This is a genomic window from Salinicola rhizosphaerae, from assembly GCF_014652715.1.
GTDB lineage: Bacteria > Pseudomonadota > Gammaproteobacteria > Pseudomonadales > Halomonadaceae > Salinicola > Salinicola rhizosphaerae.
In genome coordinates, this window is record NZ_BMZI01000001.1 from 520613 (window position 1) to 547559 (window position 26947).

The following is a 26947-nucleotide window of genomic DNA, read 5'->3' on the forward strand; positions in this document are numbered from 1 at the left end:
ACGCATCGCCTGTCGCCTTCGCGCGTGGGTTCGCAGCCCCCGCGCGCCGTCACGGAATCCCTCTGGAGCCGATCATGCAAACCTCCACCGCGAGCCGCCAGCGTCGGGACCGACAGCTGCTGGTCGCTCTGCTCAAACGCCTGCACTTTACCGTGGGCCTGTTCGTCGGGCCGTTTCTACTCATCGCCGCCCTGTCGGGCATCGCCTACGCATTGACCCCACAGCTCGAGAGCTGGCTCTACCACGACGCCCTGACCAGCGATAGCCGCGGCACCCCCGCCACCCTGGCCCGTCAGATCGAGGCGGCGCAGGATGCCGCCGGTATCACCGCCAACCCAGCCGCCGTGCGCCCGGCGAGCGGTCCCGGCGCGACCACGCGCGTCATGTTCTCCGCTCCCGGCAACGGGCCCTCCGAACATCGCGCGCTGTTTATCGACCCGGTGACCCTCGCCATCCACGGTGACATGACGGTCTATGGCACCAGCGGCGCGCTGCCACTGCGCACCGCGATCGACCAGTTTCACCGGGGTCTGCTGCTGGGAGATGTCGGACGGCTCTACAGTGAGCTCGCCGCCTCCTGGCTGTGGCTCATCGCCCTCGGCGGCGCGCTTCTGTGGTGGCAGCGCCGTCGAGCGACCCGCGCCAGCGCGTCCAACCAGCCACTGAGGCGCCGACATGCGACCCTCGGCATGGCCGCGCTCGCCGGCCTGCTGTTCTTCTCCGCGACCGGACTGACCTGGTCCCAGTACGCCGGCGGCAACATCGCTGAACTCAGGCACGCCTGGGGCTGGGGCACGCCGAGCGTCTCGACGGCGCTTGGGGCCACGCCCGCCGTCCCGAGCCAAGATGCCCACGCAGCCCATCACGCAGCGGAACCGGCCGCCGCCGACCAGACATTCCACCTCGCGCCGGCGGCTTTCGATCGCGCCTACGACGCCGCGCGGGCGGCAGGCATCGACGCGGCGAAAATCGAGATGGTACCGCCGACGACGGCGCATCAAGCCTGGAAGATTCGCGAGATCGGCCGCGAGTGGCCTACCCAGGTCGATCAGGTCGCCCTCGATCCTGTCAGTTTCGCGGTGACCGACCGAGCTGACTTCGCTACCTTCCCGCTTGCAGCCAAGCTAACGCGCTGGGGCATCGATCTGCACATGGGCGTACTGTTTGGCGTGGCAAACCAGGTGGTGTTGATCGCCTTCGCCGGATCGCTGGCAACGCTGATCTGCTGGGGTTATCTCATGTGGTGGCGCCGCCGTCCGGCCGCCCCCGCGCGCTCGGCTTTCCAGCCGCAGACCCTGACCTCGATCTACCGCAGCCTGAGCGGGCGTACACGCCTGACACTGCTGATCGTCGCTGTCGCGCTGGGCGTTGCCTTGCCGGTCATGGGCGCTAGCCTCGTTGTGTTCGTGGCGGTCGACTGGTTGCGCTGGCGAGCCGGTGGCAACGCTCGGACCGCGCAGACGGCCTGAGCGCCACGAAAATCATGCGGCCTTGGAGCGGTCGGTCGGATGAGCCGCCGTGCCGAGACCGCGAAGCAGCACGGCGGCTGAATCCTGGCGGTGGTTGTGCTACAACCGGCAACCACCGACGCTGAGCGACGAAGCCGCCATGACGCGAACCGACCACGCCCATCCTCGATTTCAGCTACGCCTGGTTGCCGACAAGGAGATCGTTCTCGGGCCGGGCAAGATCGACCTCCTCGAGGCGATCGACCGCCACGGCTCCATCGCGGCGGCCTGTCGCGACATGGGCCTCAGCTACAAGAAGGCCTGGCAGCTGATCGATACCATGAACCGGCACTGCCTGACGCCGGTGGTGAACACCGCCACCGGCGGATCGAGTCGAGGCGGCGCCACACTGACCCCGCTGGGCCGCGAGCTGATCGTCCACTATCGCCGGCTCGCCGCGAGCCTCGCCGATCATCCCGATGCCGAAGCGCTGAAGCGCGCGCTCTCGCCTACGCCCTCCACCGACGGCAGCTGACAACACCCCGACGCGCCTGGCCATCTCCCCGCCGAATCGCCGCGCGCGGGTCGACCGACGCCCGCCGAGCGTCTATAGTGACTTCCCGTTATTTCCATCCAGACATAGCGAGAACAACGTGAGTCAATCCGTACGCAAGGTTTCCCTCGGGTCGCTGGTTCTGGCGGTCATCCTGACACCTCTCGCCGCCCAGGCCGCCGACCAGGTCCAAGTCTACGCGGCCGCCTCGATGACCGATGCGATGAACGCCGCCATCGCCTCCTACGAAAAGAGCCACGATGTCGATATCGTGCCGGTCTACGCTTCCTCGTCGACACTGGCTCGGCAGATCGCCAACGGTGCCCCGGCAGATGTCTACATCTCGGCCAACGAAAAATGGATGGATTGGCTGGAGGATCAGGATGCGCCGGTCAGCGAGCGCGCCGACCTTCTCAAGAATCGCCTGGTGCTGATTGCCCCCAAAGAGAGCCAGATCCCGGATTTCACGCCGGGTGGCGACACCAAGATCGTCTCCCAGCTAGGTGACGATGGCCGCCTTTCCGTCGGCGAGACGAGCCATGTGCCGGCAGGTATCTACGCGAAGCAGGCGCTCGAGTCGATCGGTGAATGGGACGCCCTGCAGCCGCGGCTGGCCAACGGCGACAACGTGCGCGCGGCGATGGCGCTGGTCGAACGCGGCGAAGCCCCGCTCGGTATCGTTTACGAGACCGACGCGATGGCGAGCCAGAAGGTGCACGAGGTCGGCGTCTTCCCCGACGACAGCCACAAGCCGATCGTTTATCCGCTCGCGGTCCTGAATCCCGATCCCAGCGATTCCACCGAGGCCTTCCGCCGGTGGCTTGATGGAGACGACGCGCTCTCGATCTTCTCCAAATTCGGCTTCACGCCGGTCGACGCGGACTGAGCCCGCCGGAGATGCTCTCGGATGCCGAATGGCAGGCGATCGCGCTCAGCCTGAAGATCGCCGGCAGCGCGGTAGGATGGATTCTGATCCCCGGCATCGCCGTGGCCTGGCTGCTCGCCCGCCATGAATTCCGCGGCAAGTCGCTGCTCGATGGCCTGCTTCACTTGCCGCTGGTACTGCCGCCGGTGGTCGTCGGCTATCTGCTGCTGCTGTCGCTCGGGCGCCATGGCTGGCTGGGGCATTGGCTCTACCAGTGGCTCGGTGTGTCGCTGCCCTTCACCTGGCAAGGCGCCGCCGTCGCCGGCGGCGTCATGGCGTTTCCGCTGCTGGTTCGCGCCGTGCGGCTTTCACTGGAGGCCGTCGACCCCAAGCTGGAAGCCGCCGCCGGTACGCTCGGCGCCAACCGCTGGCGGGTGCTGTTCACGATCACGCTCCCGCTCGCGGTGCCGGGACTGCTCACTGGCGCGGTGCTCGCTTTCGCCCGCGCGCTTTCGGAGTTCGGCGCCACCATCACCTTCGCTTCCAATATCCCGGGGCAGACACGCACCTTGCCGCTGGCGCTCTATACGTTGATCCAGACTCCCGGCAAGGAGTCGGCCGCCGCCCGGCTCTGCGTGCTGTCCATCGTCATTGCCATGCTCTCGCTGCTCGCTTCCGAGTGGTTGGCGCGCCGTGCCCGCCAGCGTCTCCAGGAGCGGGATCGATGAGAGAGTCTGCAGAATCCATCGCCAGCGCCGCGCTCGACTGCCGCCTGCGTAAGCAGCTCGGCGACTTCTCGCTCGATATCTCATTGAGCGTGCCGAGCAGCGGCGTGACCGCGCTGTTCGGTCAATCCGGTAGTGGCAAGACCAGCCTGCTCCGCCTGATCGCGGGGCTCGACCGTCCCGACGAGGGCCATGTGCGGCTTGGCAGCCGCACGCTGACAGACCGCGCGAAACGACTGCATGTGCCGATTCACCGCCGTCGCCTGGGGGTCGTGTTCCAGGAAGCCCGACTCTTTCCGCACTACCGCGTGCGCGGCAACCTGACCTACGGCATGGCCCCCTCGGCGCGGCGCCGCTTCGATGACCTCGTCTCGCTGCTGGGTATCGAGTCGCTGCTCGATCGCCTGCCCGGCACGCTCTCGGGTGGCGAAGCGAGACGCGTGGCGATCGGTCGCGCCCTGCTCACGGAACCTGAGCTGCTGCTGATGGATGAACCGCTGACCGGCCTGGATGGGGATCGCAAGCAGGAGCTGCTGAACTACCTGGTCAGAATGACTCGCGACATCGATATTCCCATCGTCTACGTCAGCCACGACACCGCGGAGATCGCGGCCATTGCCGATCATCTGGCACTGGTGGAAAAAGGCAGACTGATTGCCCACGGCCCACTCGACGACCTGATGATGCGGCTGGATCTGACCGACCGGCTCGGTGGCTTCGATGCGGCAACGCGGCTCCTGGCCCGCCTCGATAAACACGATGACCATTACGCCCTGAGTCACGTGGTCCTGAACGATGGCCAACGTTTGAAGGTGCCGCGCATCGACCGACCGCTGGGCGCTCAGGTGCGGCTGCGCATCGGCGTTCGCGATGTCGCGCTGGCTCGCGAGATGCCGTCGGGCACCAGCTATCGCAATGGGCTACGGGCGTCGATCGACGCGATCGAACCCTCTCCACAGTCGCCGAGCACCGTTGAGGTCCTCTTGCGACTGGGGGATCAACGACTGCGTGCGCGCCTGACGCGGGAAGCCTGTGACGAAATGCAACTGCGCGAGGGGCAAAGCGTCATTGCGCTGATCAGAAGCGTTGCCTTCGACGCACAATCTCGTTGATAAACAGCAGCTTGAGAGCAACATCGGCGTTAGTCGAATCTCAGCGTAAGCATTTGTAAAGAAAGGGGTTTTTTCAACTTTTCGATTAGCGTCAGCGATTCATTGTCGGTTACAATACTCAAGGCAAGGAGCCACTGCCGCATGGATGCCTCAGGGAAGATCCAGATTCGCACGGAGTGCGATCACGGATGAATCCAGGGAACGACAGCAGCGCAACAGGACGTTGCCGGCCTCAAGGTCGAGACTCGACAGGAAGTTGAGTGCGAATGGACTCGCTTCCGAATTCAGCGCCGAGGGACCGATCCCGCGACGCCCCTCACTTCGAACGTCCTCTGCCCCTCATCTCGAACGTACTTAGCTCGAACGTCCTCCGCCCTCAATCTCAAACGTCCTCTACCTCTTGTCTCGAGCGACACGCGATTCAGTATTCAAGTCGTCTCGCGAGTACGAATGCCACACCCTTTCAGAATGACCTCGCACAGAAAATCGCTTGCGCGACGGTAGTCCTCGTCACCGAGTGCCTCTCGTCCGGTGATGGCCAGAATCTGCGTTTCGAAGTCGGCGTAATGCTGCGTGGCGGACCAGATCAGAAAAATGAGCCAGACAGGATCGACCGGGTCCATCAATCCACGATCCGCCCATTGGCGAAAGACCTGCGCGCGAGAATCGACCCACGTCTGCATCTCGTCGAACAGCGACTCTTTCAGGAAAGGCGCGCCATGCAGGATCTCGTTGGCAAACAGACGCGAGCTCTGCGGGTGGGTCTGGCTTAGCGCCATCTTGCTGCGAATGAACGCTTCCAGTACCTGAGCCGGGTCGTCGTCCGCATCGATATCGCTGAGCATCGCGTTCCAGCGCTGCATGGTCCGCTCCAGCAGCGTCAGATAGAGCTTGCGCTTGCTGCCCACATAGTAAAGGACGTTGGATTTGGGCAACCCGGCGGCTGCCGCGATCGCCTGGATACTCGCGCCGCGATAGCCATGCCGCGCGAAGACGCTCTCCGCGGCCTCGAGTATCCGCGCCTGATTACGCTCGCGGATGGTCGCTTCGCTGCTGACGTTCGACGTCTCGTCTTTGTTCATCGCCTGCCTATCGTTCACACCGTCTCCCTTGGCCGCGCCACATGAAGCGCGCGCCTCCGATGCTATGCTGAAAACGCCCTGTCTGTCTTCCCGTCACCGTCCAAACGGTCATTCGAGCCGAGCGAGTCTCCTCACGCACGGCCGATCGAGAGCGCGATTCAGCGCGAGGGGGCCGACATCCAGTGCGAGAGGGCTTGTCAGACACAGCGAAATCCGAGAAGCTAGACAGATTCTTGACCGATTGGTCAGGTTCGGTCGAATGTCGCGGGGTGGGCTTCAGCTTGTCAGTCATGATCCGCAGACGATTTCGACAACGACACGACGATAGCGACACAACGATAACGACAAGGCCGACGGCAGGTTCCCCATGATCGAATTCTTTCTCAACGGCGAACGCCAGCGCGTGACGGTCGCGCCCGACACCAGCGTGCTCGAACTGCTGCGCGGGCCGCTGGGCCAGCGCGGCACCAAGGAAGGCTGCGCTTCCGGTGACTGCGGCGCCTGCACGGTGGCGATCGCGGAAGCCGAGACCGGCGATCAACCCCTCGAATACCGCACCGCCAATGCCTGCATCACGCCGGCCCACCAGCTGCAGGGATGCCATCTGGTTACCGTCGAAGGGTTGGCTCACGGCAATGACTTGCATCCGGCGCAGGCATCGATGGTCGCCTGCCACGGCAGCCAGTGCGGCTTCTGCACGCCGGGCTTCGTCATGTCGCTGTTTACGCTGCACGAAGATCGACGTGCTCACCCCGGACCGCCACTCGACGCCGAGCGCCTGGAGTCCGCCCTCGGTGGCAATCTTTGCCGCTGTACCGGCTATCGACCCATTCGCGATGCCGCGCTCGACATGAGCCGGCAGCCCGATCACCGTCCTGCGTGGTCGGAAGACCCGGCGCTCGACACAGCCGTCCACGGGCTCGGCCGAATCCCCGCGACCGACGATCTGGAACCGGACACGTTTCTGGCGGTACCGACCGATCTCGCCGCGCTAACCCGTGCCATGTCGGCCCACCCCGAGGCGCGGCTGGTCGCAGGCGCGACCGATCTCTGGCTGGAGACGACCCAGCGCCTCGCGCCGCTGAATGCACTGATCGATCTGCGCCAGGTGAAGGAGCTTCGCACAATCGAAGAGACGCCCGACGGCTGGTGGATCGGCGCGGCGCTCACCTACCGCGAACTGGAGCCCTTGTTCGCACGCCACTATCCGGCGCTGGCGCACCTGCTGACGCGCCTGGGCTCCGCGCAGATTCGCCATCGCGGCACGCTCGGCGGCAACATTGCCAACGCCTCGCCCATTGGCGACATGCCACCCGCGCTGCTGGCGCTCGATGCGAAACTGCGCCTGGCAAGCGAGTCGGGCATCCGTGAACTGCCGCTTGACGCGTTCTTTCTCGAGTACAAGCGCACGGCGCTGCAGCCGGGCGAATGCATCGCCGACGTTTTTTTACCTCGCCCAGAGATGCTCGGGAGCCTTTCAACTCGCCCAGACACGCTCGGAAGCCTTTCACCTCGCCCGGAAGACGCGCCCGGAGAAGCCACGCCAACCTCGCCGCGCGTCGAACTGCGGGCCTGGAAGCTCTCCAAGCGCCGCGAAGATGACATCTCGACGCTGCTCGGCGTTTTTCGCTGGCAGCTTGAAAACGTTCCCAGCGGGGAAATCCGGCTGGTGAATATCCGTGTCGCCTTCGGCGGCATGGCCGCGGTACCGCTGCGCGTGCCGACGGTCGAACGGATCCTCGAAGGCAGCGCGCCGGACATCGACACGTTCGAAGCCGCCAAGGACGCGCTCCGCAACGCCCTGACGCCGATGAACGACGCCCGGGGCTCGGCGGCGTACCGCCTGACAGCAGCGTGCAACCTGCTCGAACGCTGGCGACTGGTCGTCGAAGGCGGCGAAGGCAGCGAAGGCGATCCATCGGATACGACCGAGGAGGTGATGCTCCATGCGTACGCTCACTAAACGCGTCTTCGGCTCACGGGCGTCGGCCACGGATCGAAACGCTGCGCCCGACCTGGCCCGGGAAGTGGAACGCGAGCTGGGACAAACCGGCGAAGTCGGGAGGCTCGAAGGTGACGAACCGATCGCCAGAGACCCCGTGCGGCCCGGCGCCCCGAAAGCGAAAGCGCCGAATCGACATACCCGCCAGCACGAGAGTGCGATCAAGCACGTCACCGGTCGCGCCGAGTATATCGATGACCTGCCGGCCCCTGACGATGCACTGCATGCCATCGTCGGACTCAGCCCGGTCGCCCACGGCCGCCTCGAGCGCCTGGACCTCGAGGCCGTGCGCCGCTTTCCGGGCGTGGTCGACGTCATTACCGCCGCGGACATTCCCGGCCACCGGGATATCGGCCCGGTCTTTCCCGGTGACCCGATGTTCGCCGAAGCGACAGTCAGCTATGTCGGCCAGCCGCTGTTCGCGGTGGCGGCGACCAGCTATCAGGTCGCCCGTCGCGCGGCCCAGGCGGCCGTGATAGAGATCGATCCGCTACCGCCGCGCCTGGACCCGGTGGCGGCGGCCGAAGCAAGTGAATTCGTACGCCCGACCCACACCCAGAGTCGCGGCGACTGGTCGGCGGCGCTGGCCAACGCGCCGCACACGCTGGAGGCCACGCAATTCGTCGGTGGTCAGGAACATTTCTACCTCGAGGGCCAGGCGTGCCTGGTCGTGCCGAGCGAGGACGAAGGCGTCACCGTCTATACCTCCAACCAGCATCCCAGCGAGACCCAGAAGCTCGTTGCCGAGGTGCTGTCGATCCCGTTTCACGCGGTGACGGTCGAAAATCGGCGCATGGGCGGCGGCTTCGGCGGCAAGGAGACCCAAGCCGCCCCTTGGGCATGCATGGCCGCGCTGATCTCCCGACGTACGGGCCGGGAGGTGAAACTGCGCCTGCCCCGCGCCGACGACACGCGCGCCACCGGCAAGCGCCATCCGTTCTCCAACCGCTACCGACTCGGTTTCGACGATGAGGGCATCCTGCTCGGCGCCGACATTACCGTGATCGGCGACTGCGGCCATTCGCCGGATCTCTCCGAGGCGGTCGTGGATCGCGCCATGTTCCATGCCGACAACGCCTATTCGCTGGGCGACGCTCGCGTCGTCGGCCACCGCGCGCGCACGCATACCGCTTCCAACACCGCATTTCGTGGCTTCGGCGGCCCACAGGGGATGATGATCATCGAGCGGGCCATGGACGATATCGCCCGCCACCTGGGCCTCGACCCGCTGAGCGTGCGCAAGCGCAATCTCTATCGATCGGTGCAAGATGGCAAGCCTCGCAACGTCACCCACTACGGCCAGGAGGTCGATCAGCATCCGCTGATGCGGGAGATCCTCGAGCGCCTGGAACGCTCGAGCGACTACTGGGCGCGGCGGGAGGAAATCACCGCCTTCAACCGTCGAAGCCCCGTGATCAAACGGGGGCTGGCGCTGACGCCGGTCAAGTTCGGCATCTCCTTCACCGCCCAGCACCTCAACCAGGCCGGTGCCTTGCTCCACGTCTACACGGACGGCAGCGTGATGATCAATCACGGCGGCACCGAGATGGGCCAGGGGCTGCACACCAAGGTGTGCCAGGTGGTGGCGCGAGAGCTGGGCCTCGATCTGGTTACCGTGCGCATCAGCGCGACGCGTACCGACAAGGTGCCGAACACCTCGCCGACCGCCGCCTCCAGCGGCGCCGACCTCAACGGTATGGCGGCGCGCGACGCCGCCAGCCAGATTCGCGAGCGGCTTTACGACTTCGCCGCCGAACACTACCAACTCGATCGCGGGGGCATGCGTCTGGAAGGCGGCGAGCTCGTGACCGGCGTCGGCAACGTCACCCGTCGCATGCCCTGGGGCGAACTCATCCAGGCTGCCTACCTCGGTCGCGTTTCGCTATCGGCGACCGGTTTCTACTCGACGCCGCTGATCCACTACGATCGCGACACCGGACAGGGCCGCCCGTTCTACTACTTTGCCTTCGGCGCCTCGGTCAGCGAAGTACGCGTCGATACGCTGAGCGGGGAATATCGCGTCGAGCGCGTCGACATCCTTCACGATGTCGGCGACTCGCTCAATCCGGCGATCGATCTGGGGCAGGTCGAGGGCGGCTTCATTCAGGGCATGGGCTGGCTGACCAGCGAAGAGCTGAAGTGGAACGACGATGGTCGCTTGATGACCGATGGCCCGGCGACCTACAAGATCCCCACCTTCGGCGACCTGCCACCCGTGTTCAACGTCGAACTGCTCGAAGGCCACCCCAACTCGCAGGCGAGCATCTATCGCTCCAAGGCGGTCGGCGAGCCACCGTTCATGCTCAGCATGTCGGTCTGGTCGGCGCTGCGAGACGCGCTCGCGAGTCTCGTCGACTATCGCATCAGCCCGGACCTCGATACGCCAGCCACGCCCGAACGAGTGCTGATGGCCGCCGAAGCGCTCAAGCACGCCGGCGATGAGAACGCGAGCGCCCAACAGCGAGACGTACACCCATGAGCGCCAACGATGCGCTTGAGTGCTGGAAGCGCCCGGAACGTTGGCACGCCGCCCTCGACCGACTGCAGCGCGCAGGCGAGCCGCATGCGCTCGCGAGCCTCGTCAGCGCGGCCGGTTCGACCCCGCGAGAACCGGGCGCCAAGCTCGTGGTCACGCGAGATGACGTGATCGACACGCTGGGCGGAGGCCACTTCGAGCAACAGATCGTCGAACTGGCCCGCGCACGGCTCACGGCCATGCCCGTCGTCGCCGAAACTTGCCTGGAAGCTTTCCCGCTCGGCGGTCGTTCTGGCCAGTGCTGCGGCGGATTCGTGCATGTGCTGATCGAGATCTTTCCCGGCACCGAACAGCGTCTGGCGCTGTTCGGTGCCGGCCACGTCGGCCAGGCGTTGGTACAGATTCTGGCCCCGCTGCCCTGGCGCATCGACTGGTACGACACGCGGAAGGAGGCAATGGCCGCCATGCCGGCCTTGGATCGGGTCACTGCGATCCGCTGGACGCATCAGCCAGGTTCGCTTGCGACCGTGACGGCCGCTATCCCGGCGCAGACGCACGTGCTGATCATGACCCACGATCACGCCCAGGACCGGGACCTCATCGCGGCGCTGGCACGGCGCGACGATCTCGCCTCGCTGGGCATGATCGGCTCGACCAGCAAATGGGCGAGCTTTCAACGCCGTCTACTCGCCGAGGGTGTCGGCGCCGACCAGTTGGCTCGCGTGCGCTGCCCGATCGGCCGTCCATCGGGTCGTTTACCGGACGCCGACTCGCCAGCGTCCGGTAAACGACCCCACGAGATCGCGATCTGCGTCGCCGCCGAGCTTCTGACACTCGTCCCTGCGGCGCCACGCCAGGACCGCCGGGGTGTCTCGCCAGATGCCCTTCGCGACGCCTTTTCTTCATCCGAGCCGGTAGCGGGCGCGACCGCTGGCGGTTCATCAGATCAGGACCGCTGACATGACCGCTACCCATCGACTGCTGCGCGGCGCGATCTTCACCTGCGTCGACGACCCGGGCGAGGAGAACACCCCGCTGCCCGGCACGACCCGCTATTGGGACGACGGCGCGATCTGGATCGTCGATGGCCATATCCAGGCGGTCGACGATCACGCTGCGCTGATTGGCCGGGTTCCCGCCGAAACCGAGCACGTCGACTACCGCGGCAAGCTGATGATGCCGGGGTTCATCGATAGCCACGTCCACTACGTGCAGCTCGATATCATGGCCGCCTACGGCCGCGAACTGCTCGACTGGCTCAACGACTACACCTTCCCGGCGGAGTGCCGTTTCGCCGAGCAGGCGCACGCTGAAGCCTCGGCAGAGCGGTTCCTCGACGAGATGCTGCGCGCCGGCACGACGACGGCCCAGGTCTTCTGCTCCTCCCACCCGGTTTCCGTGGACAGCTTCTTCGCCGCCGCCCAGCGCCGGCGGCTGCGGATGATCGCCGGCAAGGTGCTGATGGATCGCCACGCGCCGGCTGCCCTCGTTGACGATACCCTTGGCGGCATCCGTGACAGCGAGCGGCTGATCGCCGATTGGCACGGCCGCGACCGGCTGAGCTACACCCTGACCCCGCGTTTCGCCCCCACCTCGAGCGCCGAGCAGCTCGACGCCGTCGGTGGCGTGCTGCGCAATGCGCCGGATCTCTACCTGCAGACGCACCTGTCCGAAAATCGCGGCGAAATCGCCTGGGTCTCGGAGCTGTTTCCGGAGAGCCGCGACTATCTTGGCGTCTACGAAGATCATGGCCTGGTCGGCCCGCGTTCGACCTTTGCCCACGGCATCCACCTCGACGACGAACAGCGCCGCCGCCTGGCCGCCGAGGGCGCCAATATCGCCTTCTGCCCAACCTCGAATCTGTTCCTCGGCAGCGGTCTGATGGATCGACTCGCCTGTCGTGACGCCGGGCTCGCGACATCGCTGGCCAGCGACGTCGGCGGGGGTACCTCGCTCTCCGGCTTCGGCACGCTGCAGGGGGCCTACCAGGTCGGCGCCCTGCTCGGCCAGCCGCTGACAGGCTGGCAGGGCTTCTATCGACTGACGCTCGGCAATGCCCGTGCGCTGCATCTCGCGGACCGCATCGGTAGTCTCGAACCCGGCCAGGAAGCGGATATCGTCGTGCTCGACCCGGAGGCAACCCCGCTTCTGTCACGCCGGCTTTCGCAGACAGGCTCGTTGGCCGAACGCCTCTTCGCGATGATGATGCTCGGCGACGACCGCACCGTGGCCGCGACCTGGGCCGATGGTCGCCGGGTTCACCAACGGCCGTGATACAAATTTCTACGCGCAGGGAGGCGAGTTCGCGCGCAAGACACGACGAAAGTTGCAGCCAAAGCGCCTAGGATGAGCAGAGACAACAGCAACAATGTGACCGCCAATGGATGTCTCTACCATCAACGCCTGGATTACCGATTCGCTTGAAGCCTTCCCGTTCTGGGTCGCTGCGGCCGCGCTGATCGGCGCGACCGTGCTCGCTCACGCGGGTCTCAAATATCTGCACTTCCGCCTGCGCCGACTCAACGAGAGCCGGTTTCATGTCCTCAGCACCACGGCAAAGGCCGTGCATCCGCCGCTGGTCGGTGCGCTCTGGGGATACGGTTTGTTCGGCGCCGCCTACTACCTGATCCCCTCCTCCATTCAGGGCCACTCGCTGATCATGACGGTGGCCCACTTCTTCGCGGCCTTGATGGGGGTGTGGCTGCTGATACGCGTCTGTCGCCGCCTGGTGCAGCTGATGGATCGCTGGGGCGACAAGCGGACATCGATGCTGGAGCGCTTCCTGGTGCCTTTCATGGCACGCTGTCTCGCCGCGCTCATTCCGATCTTCGTGCTGTTCTCGATCTTTCCCGTCTTCATCACCTCCGCCAGTCTCGATGCGGCCCTGCACAACCTCACCAGCCTGATTCTGATCGGCAGCATCGCCGGCGTGCTGGTGCATGGCGTCAACATCAGCGAACGGGCACTGAGCGAGCGCTACAAGTTCGATGACGAGGATGCCGTGGCGCGCAAGGTGCACACCCAGATCACGGTGCTGCGCAAGCTGATCAACTTCATCATCATCATTCTCGCCGTCGCTTCGATGCTGATGGTATTCGACAAGGTGCGCCAACTCGGTGCCAGTATCCTGGCTTCGGCCGGTATTCTGGGTGTCGTGCTGGGTTTTGCCGCACAGAAGGTGCTCGGCAACCTGATCGCGGGTATCCAGATCGCGCTGACGCAGCCGATCCAGCTCAACGACTCGGTGATCGTCGAGGGAGAATGGGGCTGGGTCGAAGAGCTGACGCTGACCTACGCCGTCGTGCGGACCTGGGACTGGCGCAGAGTGGTCCTGCCGATCACCTACTTCGTCGATCATCCGTTCGAGAACTGGACCCGCCGTGACAAGGACCTGATCGGCGTCGTCATCCTCTACGCCGACTATCACCTGCCGATGGAGCCGCTCCGCGAAGAGTGTCAGCGCATCGCCGACAACTCACCGTTCTGGACCGGCCGGGTGTGCAAGATCCAGATGCTGGAGATGACCGAACGCAACAAGCAGATGCGCGTATTGATCAGCAGCAGCGGCGGCCCCAACACGTTCGACCTGCGCTGCGAAATTCGCGAGGGACTGATCGACTTCATCTGCGAACATTACCCGCAGTATCTGCCTACGGTGCGTCTCGACATGCCTCAACGTGACGGCAGCAACACGCCAGAGCCGCCGCTTTCGGAGACCCATCCTCCCGGCAACGGCAACCCGCTGAAGGATGCGAGCGCCGCCGGTTAGGCAAGCGCCGAGTGTTGAATCAGCCTTGGGCGTCAGATCAGCTGCGGGCGTAGACGTCGTCGAGCCGTTCGATGTCGTCTTCGCCCAGATAGCTGCCGCTCTGCACTTCGATCAGCTCGAGCTCGATCTTGCCAGGGTTCTCGAGCCGGTGAACGACGCCGAGCGGAATGTAGGTCGACTGGTTCTCGCCCAGCAGAAAGCTCTCTTCACCCCGAGTGACCTTGGCCGTGCCGCGAACCACGATCCAGTGCTCGGCACGATGAAAGTGCTTCTGCAGGGAGAGCCGACCGCCTGGTGCCACGCAGATGCGCTTGACCTGATAGCGCTCGGCGGCGTGGACGCCGTCGTAGCTGCCCCAGGGGCGGTGCACGCGACGATGCAGGTCCCACTCCGGGCGTGACTGCCCTTTCAGCACTTCGGCGACACGCTTGACCGACTGCGCGGCATCGCGGTGCGCCACCATCACCGCATCCGGCGTCTCGACGATCACCAGATCCTTCACGCCGACCGCCGCGACCAGCCGACTCTCGCTGCGAATCAGGCTATCGCCGACATCTTCGAGAATCACGTCTCCCAGGCTCGCATTGCCCTGTTCGTCTCGCGTCGAGATTTCCCACAGCGCCTGCCACGAACCCACATCCGACCAGCCGGCATCGAGCGCCACCACGCAGGCATCCTCGGTCGCCTCCATCACCGCATAGTCGATCGACTCGGCCTCGCAGCGCGAGAAGGCTTCCGTGTCAACGCGCAGAAAATCCAGATCGGCCTGCCGCCCCTGCCAGGCCGCCTCGACCGCCGCCAGCATTTCTGGGCGTGCCTGACCCAGTGCCTCCAGGTATTGGCTAGCCTGCATCACGAACATGCCGCTGTTCCAGAGGTAGCGGCCGCTGGCGAGATACGACTCGGCAGTCTCGGCGTCGGGCTTCTCGACGAAGCGGCTGACGCCGACCGCGCGATCACTCGCCGGCGCTTCGACGGCCTCGATATAGCCATAGCCGGTTTCGGCGCGATCCGGCGTGATGCCAAACGTCACCAACTTGCCACGCCGGGCCGCCTCGACAGCCGGCGTCAGTGCATTCAGCAGAGCAGCAGGGTCACGAATAGCGTGATCGGCGGGAAGCACCAGTAGCGTTGCGTCAGCGTCTCGCTCCAGCGACTGCAGCGCCGCCAGGCCAATCGCCGGCGCGGTGTTGCGCATCGCCGGTTCCAGCAGGATATCGGCCTGCCAACCGCCCTCCCGCAGCTGCTCTGCGACCAGGAACCGGTGTGCTTCCTGACAGACCACGATGGGATCGGATGGCTCTAGCGGACGAAACCGTTCGAGCGTCTCGAGCAGCATGCTTTCAATACCGCAAACGGGCAGAAACTGCTTGGGCAGGCTGGCCCGAGACATCGGCCACAGGCGAGTGCCGGCGCCACCGGCCAGCACCACGGGAATCAGCATAAGCACGTCCTTTTGCGTTGAGTATCCGGAAGATTAGTCGATAACCCTCGATCCCTGACAACGACTCCTCTCTGATGCGGCTCCCTTCAAGCTGGCACTCTGTCTATTAACGCAAAAGCCCGGCGCACGGATGCGCCGGGCTTTCATCAATTCATTGTAAAGTTCGTTCAGTGCGTCTGCCGACGACCGACCTGCAGGGAGTCCCCTCGCCCGACGGCAAAATAGAGCAGCCCCGCCTCACGCACCATCGCCGGGTCGAACAGGTTGCGACCGTCGACGATCACCGGTGTCTTCAGCGTCGTCGCAATTTGCTTGAAGTCAGCCGTGCGGAACGACTTCCATTCCGTGCAGATCACCAGAGCGTCGGCGCCTTCGAGCGTGTCATCGCGGGCGTCGACGAGCTCGAGGTCTTGACGCTCGCCGTAGAGCCGAGCGCACTCTTCCATCGCCTCGGGATCATAAGCGCGTACCCGGGCACCGACTTCCCACAGCGCCTCCATCAGCGCGCGGCTCGGCGCTTCGCGCATATCGTCGGTATTGGGCTTGAAAGCGAGCCCCCATACGGCGACCGTCTTGCCCTTCAGATCGCCATCGAACGCCTGATTGAGCTTGGTGAACAGCGTGGTCTTCTGCCGGTCATTGACGGATTCAACGGCATTGAGCAATTGCGCCTCGTAGCCGATCTGGCTGGCAGTTCGCGCCAGCGCCTGGACGTCCTTGGGGAAACAGGAGCCGCCGTAACCACAGCCGGGGTAGATGAAGTGGTAGCCGATTCGCGGATCGCTACCGATGCCGCGCCGCACCTGCTCAATATCGGCACCCAGGCGCTCGGCGAGATTGGCGATCTCGTTCATGAAGCTGATCTTCGTCGCGAGCATCGCGTTCGCCGCGTACTTGGTCAGCTCCGCACTGCGCACGTCCATGAACATCAGCTTTTCAGCACGGCGGTTGTAAGGCGCGTAACACTCGCGCATCAGCGACTCGACCCGTCTGGAATCGGTGCCGACGACGATCCGCGCGCCGTGGGTAAAGTCTTCGATGGCCGCGCCTTCCTTCAGAAACTCCGGATTGGAACAGACGTCGAACGCGATATCCGCCCCGCGCTTGGAGAGCGACTCGGCGATGGCCGCCTGTACGCGGTCTGCCGTCCCCACGGGAACCGTCGACTTGTCGATGACGACACGATAATCCTCCATGTGCTCACCGATAGTTTTCGCGACCGCGAGCACGTACTGGAGATCCGCGCTGCCATCCTCGTCCGGGGGCGTCCCCACGGCGATGAACTGCAGCGTACCGAACGCCACCGCTTCGGCGGGGTCGGTAGTGAATCGGAGGCGCTCCTGCGCGACGTTCTCGGTCACCAGCGCCTCGAGCCCAGGCTCGTAGATCGGGATCTCGCCACGTTTGAGTCTCGCAACCTTCTCCCCGTCGATATCCATGCACATGACTTCATGCCCGGCATCGGCGAGGCAAGTGCCCGTGACCAGCCCGACGTACCCCGTACCAAAGACCGTAATTCGCATGCGAGTTCCCTCAACCAGCTCTTCAGCTCAAATTCCGGCTGTCATGGTAAGGGAAACGACCAAGAAATGCCTGTGCGGCCAGCCCCTGCCGCCAAACAGTAGCGGTAGGCATCACGCAATGCGTTGATATTCGACCAACGTGGTGAGCATCCGGTGGACACACGCCTGACTCAGCGCATACTCCTGCATCAGCGCCTTGAGTCGATCTTCGAAATCGGTACGCGGAGCCGCTTCGTGGCTGACCTCCGGCACACCGCTCTTTCCAGCGTCCAGCGCTCGAAGTGCTTGAGAGAAAGCATCATCGAGCTCACGAAACTTTCTTAATTTTTCCCGCTCATCGGACATACGAGACATGATTGAAATCGAGACCTTGGTAAATAATAAAAACTGCTATTGATTATGTAATAAACGGCTACCCGCACCAGACTTTCAAAATGGCAGCAGAAAAAAGTGGATGTGGGGCGTGCCGATGGGCGCACGAGGCACGCCACAGCCGCCACATTCTAGTCAAATTACGCGCTCATCGCATCCAGCTCGCACCCGCTCGGCGCGAACAAGGCAAGCCCCTCAGACCTCGATCCAGGCCTTTCGTTCCCTCGAGCTTGCCTCACCCGCCTGAGATGTCGGCCCGCGTCAGCGACTGCATGCACCAGCGGCAGGCGGACCGCTGCTCGTAGCTCGTCGCTCGTCGCTCGTCGCTCGTCGCTCGTCGCTCGTCGCTCGTCGCTCGTCGCTAACGTTAACAAACCGCTACATCAAAAAAGCGAAATTGCCCCTAAAGCGAAAACCGCTAGCGCCGATAACTGGGACAACGGCGACGGCGCCGTTGCAGTGAGGCTCGAGGGGCACAATCGCCACCAGAGCTGACACCGGGCCCCAGCCCTACCACCGCAAGAAGGAATACGACGATGGCAGTTATCAATACCAACATCACCTCGCTGATTGGTCAGAACAACCTGAACAAGTCCCAGAGCCAGCTCTCCACCGCGATGGAGCGTCTCTCCTCCGGCCTGCGCATCAACAGCGCCAAGGATGACGCCGCCGGTCAAGCCATCGCCAACCGTATGAGCAGCCAAGTTACCGGTCTGAACCAGGCTAGCCGTAACGCCAATGACGGTATTTCTCTGGCCCAGACCGCCGAAGGTTCTCTGGATCAGATCAACGACAACCTGCAGCGTATCCGTGAACTGACCGTCCAGGCTCAGAACGGCACCAACAGCGCCGCTGACATTGACTCCATCCAGAAGGAAGTCAATCAGCGTCTGGAAGAGATCAATCGAGTCACGGACCAGACCAGTTTCAATGGTACGGCCCTCTTCTCGCAGAACGCCACCGGCTCGTTCAGCATCCAGGTTGGTGCCAACGACAATGAAACCATCTCCATCGGCATAGGCTCTGCTTCCGGCTGGAACGCGTACTCCGGGACTGCAGCCAATGATATTGCTTCTGTACACGGCACCACCCGTGGAGTCTCCGCGCAAGGATTTGACGTGCTTTCCAGTACCGCTCTCGCGGACCTCGACTCACTGGTTAGCAACGTCGACAACGAGCGCAGCAACCTCGGTGCGGTACAGAACCGTTTCGAGACTGCCATCGACAACATCACCACCACATCCACTAACCTGTCAGCGGCCAAATCCCGTATCGAAGACGCTGATTACGCTGTCGAAGTGTCGAACATGACCCGGGCACAGATCCTGCAACAGGCAGGGACCTCGGTTCTGGCTCAGGCCAACCAGGTGCCGCAGGGCGTTCTCTCGTTGCTCCAGTAATCATTTCGCAGCAGTAGATAGGGGCCGGCTATTAGCCGGCCTTTTTTTCGCTCAAGGGTAAGGAAAGTACTATTAAACGAACTCTTTTCTTGGCTTTCCCTCCGCCCCACCCGTGACATCCTTCATCCAACTCTAGACCGGCCTGTACTCTGAGAGACGGATGCAATGAAACATGATCGTCTGACCCCCAAGAACCAGCAAAAGAAATTTGTCGACCTATATCAAGTGGGCAAGATATCTCAGGCACACTCACTGGCGCTGGAACTGGTCGCGCGACACTCTCGTGATCCCTTTGCCTGGAAGTGCCTAGGCAACTGTCTTTTCCATATCGGCGATTTCGAAGAGGCGAAAAAGAGCCTTGAAACCGCTCTCTCTCTAGGGCCTGAAGATGCTTTAGCGCAGACCACTTTGTCTCGCGTATATTTCATGCTAGGAGAAACGGAACGGGCCATCGACATACAGAAGTCAAGCTTGAAATCCGATCCGACTAACTCGAAGGCACACTTCAATCTAGCTACCATGCTACATCAGGCAGGAATGGGAGACCGTGCCTTACCCCATCTCGAAAAAGCTGAGCAACTGGGTTACGGTCTTGCGGAAATATTATCTATTCGCAGCAACATTAAGGCTCTGAGCTTCAAATTTCAGGAAGGCCTAGAGGATCTCGAAAAGCTTTATGAACTTAGGCCAGACGAGCCCGTCGTGCATAACAATCTGGCGAATTTCCACAAGGACGCCACAAATTTTGAAAAGTCTCTATTTCATTATCGGAAAGCGCAGGAGCTTTTTCCGGAATATATCACAGCTTATTCTAACGAGCTGTTGACGCTCCATTATATCCCCGGCGTCTCGAGCGAAGATATCTTCAAGCTGGCAAGTTCTTGGCACACTCGCTTTGCGGCGAACACGAAGCCGCTTAGTCAGCGTAATACCGATAACACACCGGACAAGAAACTCAAGGTTGGATTAATTTCCCCCAGCTTTCGCATCCATCCGGTTGGGTGGATGATAACCTCGGCAATCGCTCATCTGCCAGATGATATCGATATCGTTGCTTATAGCGATAGTGACGCCGAAGACTTTATCACCCGAAAAATCAAGAGCGTCATCACTCAATGGCAGCCGTGCTACCATCTCGATGACGCGCAATTGGCGAATTTGATTCAAGAAGACGAGGTAGACATCCTGATCGATTTGGCGGGCCATGGAAGTGGCTCACGCCTCAAGGTCGCACTAATCAAGCCTGCCCCGATCATCGTCAAATGGGTCGGCATGCAAATCAGCAGCATGGCAATGCCGTCCTTCGACTACTTCCTCAGTGATAAAATAGAGACACCCGAAGACGTTGACTCACTCTATACCGAGAAGCTCATCCGGCTGCCCGATGATTACATCTGCTATCTAACTCCATACTACAAACCTTCCATCACGGCCCTACCGGCCATGGAAAATCAATATATCACTTTTGGTTGTTTCAACAATCCTGCCAAAGTCAACGACATTTTGCTGAGACAGTGGTCTCAAATCATGCACAAGGTCGCCAATAGTCGATTGTTCCTTAAGGGATCTCAATATAGCAGTCCTAAAATTTGCGAAAGGGTCCTGCACACACTAGAAAGCTGCGGAATCACGCGGGACCGGATCACGCTTGAAGGCCCATCCAATCATCAACGTTTGTTGGAGAGCTATAACAGAGTCGACATCTCTCTCGACACTTGGCCTTATTCGGGAGGACTGACCACTTGTGAAGCTTTGCTGATGGGCGTTCCCGTTGTCACCCGAACCGGGCCGACATTCGCGGGCCGCCATAGCGCAACACATCTCACGAACGCTGGCATGCCAGAGCTGGTCACCGACAACTGGGAAGAGTACCGAGCCCGGGCCATTGGACTCGCCACCGACCTTACAAGTCTAAGTATCATTCGTGCCACGCTGCGCACCTATCTGGAACAGTCGCCTATCTGCGACGGCGCGCGTTTCGGTAAACACCTTCATAAGGCACTGCGCGCCATCTGGCAACGCCACTGTGAAGGCAAGTCGCCAGCCGCCCTCACTTTCAACAAAGGTGGTCAAGCTTGGTTCGAAGACGAGGCCAAGCCTGTAAAACTTACTACCGAATTGCAGCACGATTTCGACTGGAGTCTGGAAAGCCCCGTCACGATTCTAGATAACGGCGCCGGTATTGCGACACGCAGCGACGCCAAGGAGTTACTCGGCTCGGGCAACATTGCGGTCCTGGTATTCGATCCAGTAAACGCCATCAGCAATGCTGAGGAGCTGGCACAATACGGTGAAATTCAGCATTTCCCACAAGTCACGCTGGGTAATGGTCAACCCGCCATGCTCATAGAGGTTGAAGGCGAATACGACATTACTAGTTTGAAGCCGTTAGCCTCCGACATTGCCGATTCAATGCACACGTTGGAGATACCAAGTATCGCCCTGGACAGCATCGAAGGCTTGGAAAGCCTGGATGTATTGGCCCTCGACGATCGCCACGACAACCTAGCGATTCTCGAATACGGCGCCAAAGCACTGAAAAAAGTACTACTGCTACAGATCCGGGTTCGCTTCAATCCCACTCATAAAAATCAGGCAGACCTCGGCAGCCTTATTCGATGGGCTAATAAACATGGCTTCCGTTTCCACCGCTTACACCATGCTGACTATCATAGTAGCGTGTCGGAAGAAGCATCGGTGCAACTAAAACAAGCCTCGGAACTAGTCACTGCTGATGCACTATTCGTGCCGGCGGCAGATCGCATTAAAAAAATGAGCAACAGTCAACGTATTAAGCTGGCATTTCTGCTACACCAACTCTACGGCATTCGCGACCTCAGCTATAATTTGTTGGCGACCGCAAACTCTATATTGGCAAATAACTGGGAAAGATTCTTGGAAAACAAGGATGCTAAAACAAAACCATCCGCATTCAGCCAACCATTCGATTCTGGCTCAGACTGGAATAGCACGGACACCATCTCCGACGATCTAGACAAACTGCTAAGGTAGCATTCATCATGCTCTCTATACAAAGAAGCACCACCCCCGACAACATTTCGACTTCGCCTGCACAGGCTAATAATGAGAACGACAGTGACTTCCTCGCCCTTCTTAGGACGGCCAAAAAAAACGAACTGCAAGCACTAGCCAAACTGCTGATGCCATTCATAACCGATCTAGAACTGCGACAGCCAAAAATATGGGGCGAGCCAAGCAGGCTTCATGTTGATAGAGCAACGATATCGATAAATGATCTGTTGGTAAACACTCGCTCGGGAAATGTCACCATCAAGGAAGACTGCTTCTTTGGTCATCGTTGTATGCTATTAACCGGAACCCATGATTATAGGGAAACTGGTTTAAAAAGACTGAAAGCAGTGCCGGATACTGGTAGAGACATCACCTTGGAAAAAGGCGTATGGCTGGGCTCAGGCGTAACCGTTCTAGGCCCAGCCCACATCGGTGAGAATGCCGTGGTGGCCGCTGGCAGCTTGGTTACCCACGATGTACCTGCCAACACAATCGTAGCAGGACGACCTGCTAAACCTGTACGTAAAATCGATGGTTCCAAGTTATGATAGAAACAAAGAAAAACATCATTTTTACTATTACTCATGGCAGAACAGGAACGACCATGCTGACGGAGATATTGAAAATATTCTCCGACATCCGCAGCGAACATGAACCTGCTCCCAATTATTCTGACATACTCCCTAGTGTCAAAGAAAACCCTAGGGCATCGATAGAATTTTTAAAGGAAAAAATAAATATCATCAACAACTTAAAAGAGCAGCATTATGCTGAAACGAGCAACGTTTTCGGAAAGGGTTTTCTGATTCCACTCGTCAGGATGGGCATTTCTCCACAGCTAATCTTCCTCAATAGGAATTTCAGAAAAACAGCCAAAAGTCTATACACGCGTGGTAGCTTCCCGATGAGAACGACCTTAGGGAAACAGTTCTCAGCCGATCCAACAGCACCTGGCTCTCTACCTATTTTTGAGCCCCAAACCCTTTCAAACTATCAGCTCTGTTATTGGGGTGTTTTAGACTCTTATTACCGGCAAATTCAAGCCGAGAGAATATACCAAAAGATATCCGGAAATTTCTTATGGGCCTCAACAGACGATTTTAAAGATTTTAATAAAACTTTAAAAGTTGGTAGTTTACTCGGCCTTCACGTCGACGATCTAGAAGAAGCCCGACGCATGCATAAAAAAATTACGACTATTCATCACAATCCCAACGTACCGTCTCCAGCTAATAGATGGCAGACTTCAATTGATCATGATAAAGAAGAAACGGAGGTCATTGACAGAGTAGCTTTTTATGACCTGCTATTCATTGAAAATGTCCGAAACTCTCAGTTCATAGATGCTTCTCTCGCTAAAAATTTACATTGATTAAAAATCTTGCACGTTCCCACTCTCAAGCGATTCGAGGTAAACATCAGGGAGCCGACTCCTTCGATGATTAGGACTTCACTGGGAGCGGAAATGCTCCAGTCGTCTGCCTAGAAGGTATCGACCGCTGCGAACAGAGACGGCTCGGCGCCGAGACGGACCGACTTCGGGGCCCCATCACGTCAGCCTGCTGGCGTTGGTAGTCGGCACAATCAGCAAGCCTGGACACCCCTCCGGCGGTAGCGATACCGGTTTCGCGGAGGTATTCTCTGGCAGCACGCTGGCACATTTGTGTCCATGGGACAGGGTCGCCTGCTGATACAAATGATGAATGGGAGCATCCGGCAGCCTATACCGTGGCACCGGCGATCTTCCGCGTTCCCCCCCCCCAATATACCGCACTTCTTTATGCTCCCAATCTCGCATCTTACCGACAGATCGGGACCTTAATGCAGGCGCCAGAAGTGGATGACAACCACGTGAAACTGTTCTGAATGAATGGCCTCGGCCACATCACGACCTTTCTGTTTCGCGGCAGTGCGGAATATGAATTGGGAGATGCGGCTGCCGAACACATGAGCAGGCATCGCTAGCCAAGTCATCCCTCGCGTACCATCATCGCAAGCGGGGATACTTCGGAACACTCATTGACTTGCACCCAACGCCCACCGAGCGCACCATTTATCGCCTCCAACGATAAGCTTATGACGAGGCAGCACTCTACGATGAGCCTTTGGCAGCGACTCACCGGTAGCGATACGAGAGAGCAAGTCCATTTGCGGGCGCGGCTGGCGCGTCTGTTTCCCATCTCCTCCTGGCTGCCCTACTACAATCGCCACCTGCTGGGGGAGGATCTGGTTGCGGCGGTGATCGTCACGCTGATGGTGATCCCGCAGGCGCTGGCTTACGCCATCCTGGCCGGGCTACCGCCGATCACCGGCCTCTACGCCAGCATGCTGCCGCTGATCGCCTACACGATCTTCGGCACGAGCCGCACACTCGCCGTGGGGCCGATGGCGATCGTGTCGCTGATGACGGCTGCGGCGCTTTCGCCTCTCTACGCGTCCGGTACGCCCTCTTACAGCGAGGCCGCGACGACGCTGGCGATGCTCTCGGGTCTGATTCTCGCGCTCATGGGGCTTCTGAAACTGGGTTTTTTTGCCAACTTCCTGAGCCATCCGGTCGTTTCCGGCCTGCTGACGGCTTCCGGCGTGCTGATCGCGGCGAGCCAGTTCGCCAGTCTGATCGGTGTCGGGGGCGGGGGTTTCACGCTCATCGATCAGCTCGGCCACTTGATCACCCATCTCGCCCAGATCAACTGGCCGACGTTGCTGCTGGGCGCCTCGGCGCTGTTGTTTCTTCTACTGATGCGACGCGCCGGGCCACTCTTGCGCCGGGTGGGGCTAAACGCCGGGGCAGCCACCTTTCTGGTTCGGCTCGGCCCGGTCATGGCGGTTGCGATCACGACGACCCTTTCCTGGGCGCTCGACCTGCCCGAGCATGGCGTCAGGGTCGTTGGCGAGATCCCCGAGCATTTGCCGCCGCTCAGCTTGCCCTCCTTTGACCCCGCGCTGCTGCGAGAGCTGCTGCTGCCAGCATTTCTGATCAGCGTCGTGGGCTTCATCGAGTCGGTCTCGCTGGCCCAGATGCTGGCCGCTCGCCGTCGCGAGCGAATCTCGCCGGATCAGGAGCTGGTCGGGCTCGGCACCGCCAATCTGGCGGCGGCAATCACTTCCGGCATGCCGGTCACGGGCAGCCTTTCACGTACGGTGATCAATTTCGACGCTGGCGCCCGCACCCCCGCGGCGGGGAGCTTCGCGGCGCTGGGCGTCGGCCTCGTGATTCTGTTTCTGACCTCGTTGATTGCCTATTTGCCGATCGCCACGCTGGCCGCGAGCATCATCGTTTCCGCCCTGACGCTAGTCGATCTACCCGGGCTCAAGCGTACATGGCGCTACTCTCGCAGCGATTTCGCGGCGATGCTGATGACGATCGTGCTGACGTTCATCGAGGGCGTGGAGGCCGGTGTCATGGCCGGTGTCGGCGTGTCGCTGGCGCTCTATCTATACCGCACCAGCCGCCCGCATACCGCCGAGGTGGGTCGCCTGCCGGGAACGGAGCACTTTCGCAACATTCAGCGCCACGATGCCGAAGTGGACGATGAGATCGCGCTGCTGCGTATCGATGAGAGTCTCTATTTTGCCAACGCCCGCTATCTGGAAGACACGGTCTACGGGCTACTGGCTGACCGACCGAACCTGAAGCACATGGTTCTGATCTGCTCGGCGGTCAATCTGATCGACGCCTCGGCGCTGGAAAGCCTCGAGGCGATCAACGCCAGATTGAAGGACTCCGCCATCGAGCTGCATCTGGCAGAGGTGAAAGGGCCGGTCATGGACCGCCTGCGCAAGAGCGACTTGCTCGACCATCTTGGCGGCGAGGTCTATCTCAGCACCTACGCCGCCTGGACCGATCTTCGTCATCGGCTGGAGAACGCGAAGCTCAGTCAGGAAACGCCACCAGCGCCGGCGGATGCCTAGGCTACGCGATTCATCGCATTCGCCTGGTTCAGAATCGGGAGCAACGCGTAGCAGGCCGTCAGTGACTCGTAGTCCGTCTTGCCACCCGGACTTTTCTCCCTCGAGTAGGGGCGATTGTCCGCCGTGAGCACTCGGTACCAACCGCCGTAACGCTGATCGATGAAATAGCGCGCACAGTAATTGGCGAGGCGATCGAACCAACGCCAATAGCGCGCTTCTCCCGTCACCTCGGCCAGCCTGGCGGCGGCCACCAGCGCTTCTGCCTGGACCCAGTGGACCTTGTCCCGATCGAGCGGGTGTCGATTGAAATCCACGGTCGCGATCAGACCGTCGTGTTTACGGTCCCAGGCGGCATTCATGGTTTCAGTGAACAGGCGCTGGGCGGTCTCCAGCATCCAGGGTGAGCGGGCATCGGTGCCGCTCAATCTCACCAATGTCTCGACCCACCCTAGTTGATGCCCGATTCGAAAGCCCCAGCCGCCATCACCGGGTTCGTCAAACGGTAAACCTCGGTCATACAGCGCTCGCCAGTCGGCATCGAAAGTTTCCCAGAGCCAGCCGTCCCCCATCGACGCCAACTTGTGCCAGACCGTCGTCGCCAACTCGGCTGCGCGCTGCCGATACGCCGACGACTCGGCTTGCGTCGTGGCATGGGCCGCGAGCAACGCGCGGCAAATTAGCAGATTGGCACTCTGCCTGCGCACGCCCGGGGGATGCCAGCGCTCGTCCGTCTCGGCAAGGTAGAGTCCATGGGCGGGTTCAAAAAAATGCCGCTCGAGACACTCATGCGTCTGCTGCATCCCGGCATCGGCCTCCGGAATGCCTGCCATGAACGCCTCAGCATACGCCATCATGACGAAAGCGATCCCTTCGGCCCGCTGGCGCGTGTCACCCGGGCGCCCATGATCGAGCGTCCAGGCATAAGCGCCGGTCCGGCTTTGTCGATGGCCCTCCTCGAGGGCCTTGAGCCCATGCCGGGCCCAGTGCCGATACTCGTCGTTGCCGGTGTGGCGCGCGAAACGGGCGTAGTTGATGACGAACTGCGCGCTGGAGATCAGATGCCGGTAGCCCTCGTTGTAGCGCGTGCCGTCATCCAGAAAGTGGTGATAGAAACCCGACTGGGCATCGATGCAGCGCGGGTGATAGAACCCCATGATCCGGGCAATCTGCTGCTCGAGCTGGCGTGGCGTCGTGAGTGGCATGGCCCCTCCTGCAATCCGACAGCGGAAGA

Annotated in this window: 20 protein-coding genes; 15 read left to right on the forward strand and 5 right to left on the reverse strand. The window is 61.3% G+C overall.

Annotation, left to right across the window (positions count from 1 at the left end; translation table 11 throughout):
• Window positions 1-74: 74 nt before the first annotated feature.
• The 5 genes from IE125_RS02300 (at window position 75) to modC (ending at window position 4703) form a co-directional block, all read left to right on the forward strand.
• Complete coding sequence (locus IE125_RS02300; protein ID WP_189442956.1) at window positions 75-1469, forward strand: PepSY-associated TM helix domain-containing protein; 1395 nt, start codon at window positions 75-77, stop codon at window positions 1467-1469.
• Window positions 1470-1608: 139 nt separating this feature from the next.
• Window positions 1609-1983 (forward strand): winged helix-turn-helix domain-containing protein, encoded by a 375-nt coding sequence (locus IE125_RS02305; RefSeq protein ID WP_189442957.1) that lies wholly within the window; start codon window positions 1609-1611, stop codon window positions 1981-1983.
• Between the two features lie 118 nt (window positions 1984-2101).
• Window positions 2102-2887, forward strand: a complete 786-nt coding sequence (gene modA / locus IE125_RS02310; protein ID WP_189442958.1) for a molybdate ABC transporter substrate-binding protein — start codon at window positions 2102-2104, stop codon at window positions 2885-2887.
• 11 nt (window positions 2888-2898) lie between these two features.
• Window positions 2899-3594: a molybdate ABC transporter permease subunit gene (gene modB / locus IE125_RS02315; RefSeq protein ID WP_189442959.1), complete on the forward strand. Its 696-nt coding sequence runs from the start codon at window positions 2899-2901 to the stop codon at window positions 3592-3594.
• The gene (gene modC, locus IE125_RS02320; RefSeq protein WP_189442960.1) at window positions 3591-4703 is read left to right on the forward strand and encodes a molybdenum ABC transporter ATP-binding protein; all 1113 of its coding nucleotides are present in this window, start codon (window positions 3591-3593) and stop codon (window positions 4701-4703) included. The genes modB and modC overlap by 4 nt, the downstream gene beginning before the upstream one ends.
• Window positions 4704-5131: 428 nt before the next feature.
• On the opposite strand, the gene IE125_RS02325 is transcribed toward modC, so the two are convergent.
• Complete coding sequence (locus tag IE125_RS02325; protein ID WP_189442961.1) at window positions 5132-5785, reverse strand: TetR family transcriptional regulator C-terminal domain-containing protein; 654 nt, start codon at window positions 5783-5785, stop codon at window positions 5132-5134.
• Window positions 5786-6152: 367 nt separating this feature from the next.
• On the opposite strand from IE125_RS02325, the gene IE125_RS02330 reads away from it, so the two are divergent.
• From IE125_RS02330 to IE125_RS02350, 5 genes are all read left to right on the forward strand, one after another.
• Window positions 6153-7748: a xanthine dehydrogenase small subunit gene (locus IE125_RS02330; protein ID WP_189442962.1), complete on the forward strand. Its 1596-nt coding sequence runs from the start codon at window positions 6153-6155 to the stop codon at window positions 7746-7748.
• Window positions 7732-10266: a xanthine dehydrogenase molybdopterin binding subunit gene (xdhB, locus tag IE125_RS02335; protein ID WP_229808876.1), complete on the forward strand. Its 2535-nt coding sequence runs from the start codon at window positions 7732-7734 to the stop codon at window positions 10264-10266. The genes IE125_RS02330 and xdhB overlap by 17 nt, the downstream gene beginning before the upstream one ends.
• The gene (gene xdhC / locus IE125_RS02340) at window positions 10263-11222 is read left to right on the forward strand and encodes a xanthine dehydrogenase accessory protein XdhC (RefSeq protein ID WP_189442963.1); all 960 of its coding nucleotides are present in this window, start codon (window positions 10263-10265) and stop codon (window positions 11220-11222) included. Before xdhB ends, xdhC begins: the two co-directional genes overlap by 4 nt.
• Window position 11223: 1 nt before the next feature.
• Complete coding sequence (gene guaD / locus IE125_RS02345; RefSeq protein ID WP_189442964.1) at window positions 11224-12537, forward strand: guanine deaminase; 1314 nt, start codon at window positions 11224-11226, stop codon at window positions 12535-12537.
• A gap of 106 nt (window positions 12538-12643) precedes the next feature.
• Entirely contained in the window at window positions 12644-14032 is a 1389-nt protein-coding gene (locus IE125_RS02350; protein WP_189442965.1) for a mechanosensitive ion channel family protein, read from the forward strand.
• Between the two features lie 37 nt (window positions 14033-14069).
• Here IE125_RS02350 and IE125_RS02355 read toward each other — a convergent pair whose 3' ends face one another.
• The 3 genes from IE125_RS02355 to IE125_RS02365 all read right to left on the reverse strand — a co-directional run bounded on the left by IE125_RS02355 (window position 14070) and on the right by IE125_RS02365 (window position 17353).
• Window positions 14070-15476 carry a mannose-1-phosphate guanylyltransferase/mannose-6-phosphate isomerase gene (locus IE125_RS02355; RefSeq protein ID WP_189442966.1) on the reverse strand — a complete coding sequence of 469 codons (1407 nt, stop codon included), beginning with the start codon at window positions 15474-15476 and terminating at the stop codon, window positions 14070-14072.
• Between the two features lie 167 nt (window positions 15477-15643).
• Window positions 15644-16999, reverse strand: a complete 1356-nt coding sequence (locus tag IE125_RS02360) for a UDP-glucose dehydrogenase family protein (RefSeq protein WP_189442967.1) — start codon at window positions 16997-16999, stop codon at window positions 15644-15646.
• A gap of 111 nt (window positions 17000-17110) precedes the next feature.
• Window positions 17111-17353, reverse strand: coding sequence for a hypothetical protein (locus tag IE125_RS02365; RefSeq protein WP_189442968.1), 243 nt, complete (start codon window positions 17351-17353; stop codon window positions 17111-17113).
• A gap of 554 nt (window positions 17354-17907) precedes the next feature.
• Between IE125_RS02365 and IE125_RS02370 the strand changes: the two genes are divergently transcribed.
• From IE125_RS02370 to IE125_RS02390, 5 genes are all read left to right on the forward strand, one after another.
• On the forward strand, window positions 17908-18771 hold the full coding sequence (locus IE125_RS02370; protein ID WP_189442969.1) for a flagellin N-terminal helical domain-containing protein: 864 nt from the start codon (window positions 17908-17910) through the stop codon (window positions 18769-18771).
• A 165-nt stretch (window positions 18772-18936) separates the two neighbouring features.
• A complete protein-coding gene (locus tag IE125_RS02375; RefSeq protein WP_189442970.1) occupies window positions 18937-21783 on the forward strand; it encodes an O-linked N-acetylglucosamine transferase family protein in 2847 nt (948 codons plus the stop codon).
• A gap of 8 nt (window positions 21784-21791) precedes the next feature.
• Complete coding sequence (locus IE125_RS02380; protein WP_189442971.1) at window positions 21792-22352, forward strand: acyltransferase; 561 nt, start codon at window positions 21792-21794, stop codon at window positions 22350-22352.
• Between the two features lie 56 nt (window positions 22353-22408).
• Window positions 22409-23176, forward strand: coding sequence for a hypothetical protein (locus tag IE125_RS02385; protein WP_189442972.1), 768 nt, complete (start codon window positions 22409-22411; stop codon window positions 23174-23176).
• A 725-nt stretch (window positions 23177-23901) separates the two neighbouring features.
• Window positions 23902-25716 carry a SulP family inorganic anion transporter gene (locus IE125_RS02390; protein WP_189442973.1) on the forward strand — a complete coding sequence of 605 codons (1815 nt, stop codon included), beginning with the start codon at window positions 23902-23904 and terminating at the stop codon, window positions 25714-25716.
• On the opposite strand, the gene IE125_RS02395 is transcribed toward IE125_RS02390, so the two are convergent.
• Window positions 25713-26918 (reverse strand): AGE family epimerase/isomerase, encoded by a 1206-nt coding sequence (locus IE125_RS02395; protein ID WP_189442974.1) that lies wholly within the window; start codon window positions 26916-26918, stop codon window positions 25713-25715. The two genes, IE125_RS02390 and IE125_RS02395, sit on opposite strands and share 4 nt — an antisense overlap.
• Between the last annotated feature and the right edge of the window lie 29 nt (window positions 26919-26947).

What these genes read in the sequence shown, in the direction of transcription:
- IE125_RS02305 (WP_189442957.1), top strand. Translation starts at nt 1,609, where the DNA reads ATGACGCGAACCGACCACGCCCATCCTCGATTTCAGCTACGCCTGGTT.
- IE125_RS02395 (WP_189442974.1), bottom strand. Translation starts at nt 26,918, where the DNA reads ATGCCACTCACGACGCCACGCCAGCTCGAGCAGCAGATTGCCCGGATC.
- IE125_RS02390 (WP_189442973.1), top strand. Translation starts at nt 23,902, where the DNA reads ATGAGCCTTTGGCAGCGACTCACCGGTAGCGATACGAGAGAGCAAGTC.
- modC (WP_189442960.1), top strand. Translation starts at nt 3,591, where the DNA reads ATGAGAGAGTCTGCAGAATCCATCGCCAGCGCCGCGCTCGACTGCCGC.
- IE125_RS02350 (WP_189442965.1), top strand. Translation starts at nt 12,644, where the DNA reads ATGGATGTCTCTACCATCAACGCCTGGATTACCGATTCGCTTGAAGCC.
- IE125_RS02300 (WP_189442956.1), top strand. Translation starts at nt 75, where the DNA reads ATGCAAACCTCCACCGCGAGCCGCCAGCGTCGGGACCGACAGCTGCTG.
- IE125_RS02325 (WP_189442961.1), bottom strand. Translation starts at nt 5,785, where the DNA reads ATGAACAAAGACGAGACGTCGAACGTCAGCAGCGAAGCGACCATCCGC.
- xdhC (WP_189442963.1), top strand. Translation starts at nt 10,263, where the DNA reads ATGAGCGCCAACGATGCGCTTGAGTGCTGGAAGCGCCCGGAACGTTGG.
- IE125_RS02360 (WP_189442967.1), bottom strand. Translation starts at nt 16,999, where the DNA reads ATGCGAATTACGGTCTTTGGTACGGGGTACGTCGGGCTGGTCACGGGC.
- IE125_RS02370 (WP_189442969.1), top strand. Translation starts at nt 17,908, where the DNA reads ATGGCAGTTATCAATACCAACATCACCTCGCTGATTGGTCAGAACAAC.
- IE125_RS02380 (WP_189442971.1), top strand. Translation starts at nt 21,792, where the DNA reads ATGCTCTCTATACAAAGAAGCACCACCCCCGACAACATTTCGACTTCG.
- xdhB (WP_229808876.1), top strand. Translation starts at nt 7,732, where the DNA reads ATGCGTACGCTCACTAAACGCGTCTTCGGCTCACGGGCGTCGGCCACG.
- IE125_RS02375 (WP_189442970.1), top strand. Translation starts at nt 18,937, where the DNA reads ATGAAACATGATCGTCTGACCCCCAAGAACCAGCAAAAGAAATTTGTC.
- IE125_RS02385 (WP_189442972.1), top strand. Translation starts at nt 22,409, where the DNA reads ATGCTGACGGAGATATTGAAAATATTCTCCGACATCCGCAGCGAACAT.
- IE125_RS02330 (WP_189442962.1), top strand. Translation starts at nt 6,153, where the DNA reads ATGATCGAATTCTTTCTCAACGGCGAACGCCAGCGCGTGACGGTCGCG.
- guaD (WP_189442964.1), top strand. Translation starts at nt 11,224, where the DNA reads ATGACCGCTACCCATCGACTGCTGCGCGGCGCGATCTTCACCTGCGTC.
- IE125_RS02365 (WP_189442968.1), bottom strand. Translation starts at nt 17,353, where the DNA reads ATGTCTCGTATGTCCGATGAGCGGGAAAAATTAAGAAAGTTTCGTGAG.
- IE125_RS02355 (WP_189442966.1), bottom strand. Translation starts at nt 15,476, where the DNA reads ATGCTGATTCCCGTGGTGCTGGCCGGTGGCGCCGGCACTCGCCTGTGG.
- modB (WP_189442959.1), top strand. Translation starts at nt 2,899, where the DNA reads ATGCTCTCGGATGCCGAATGGCAGGCGATCGCGCTCAGCCTGAAGATC.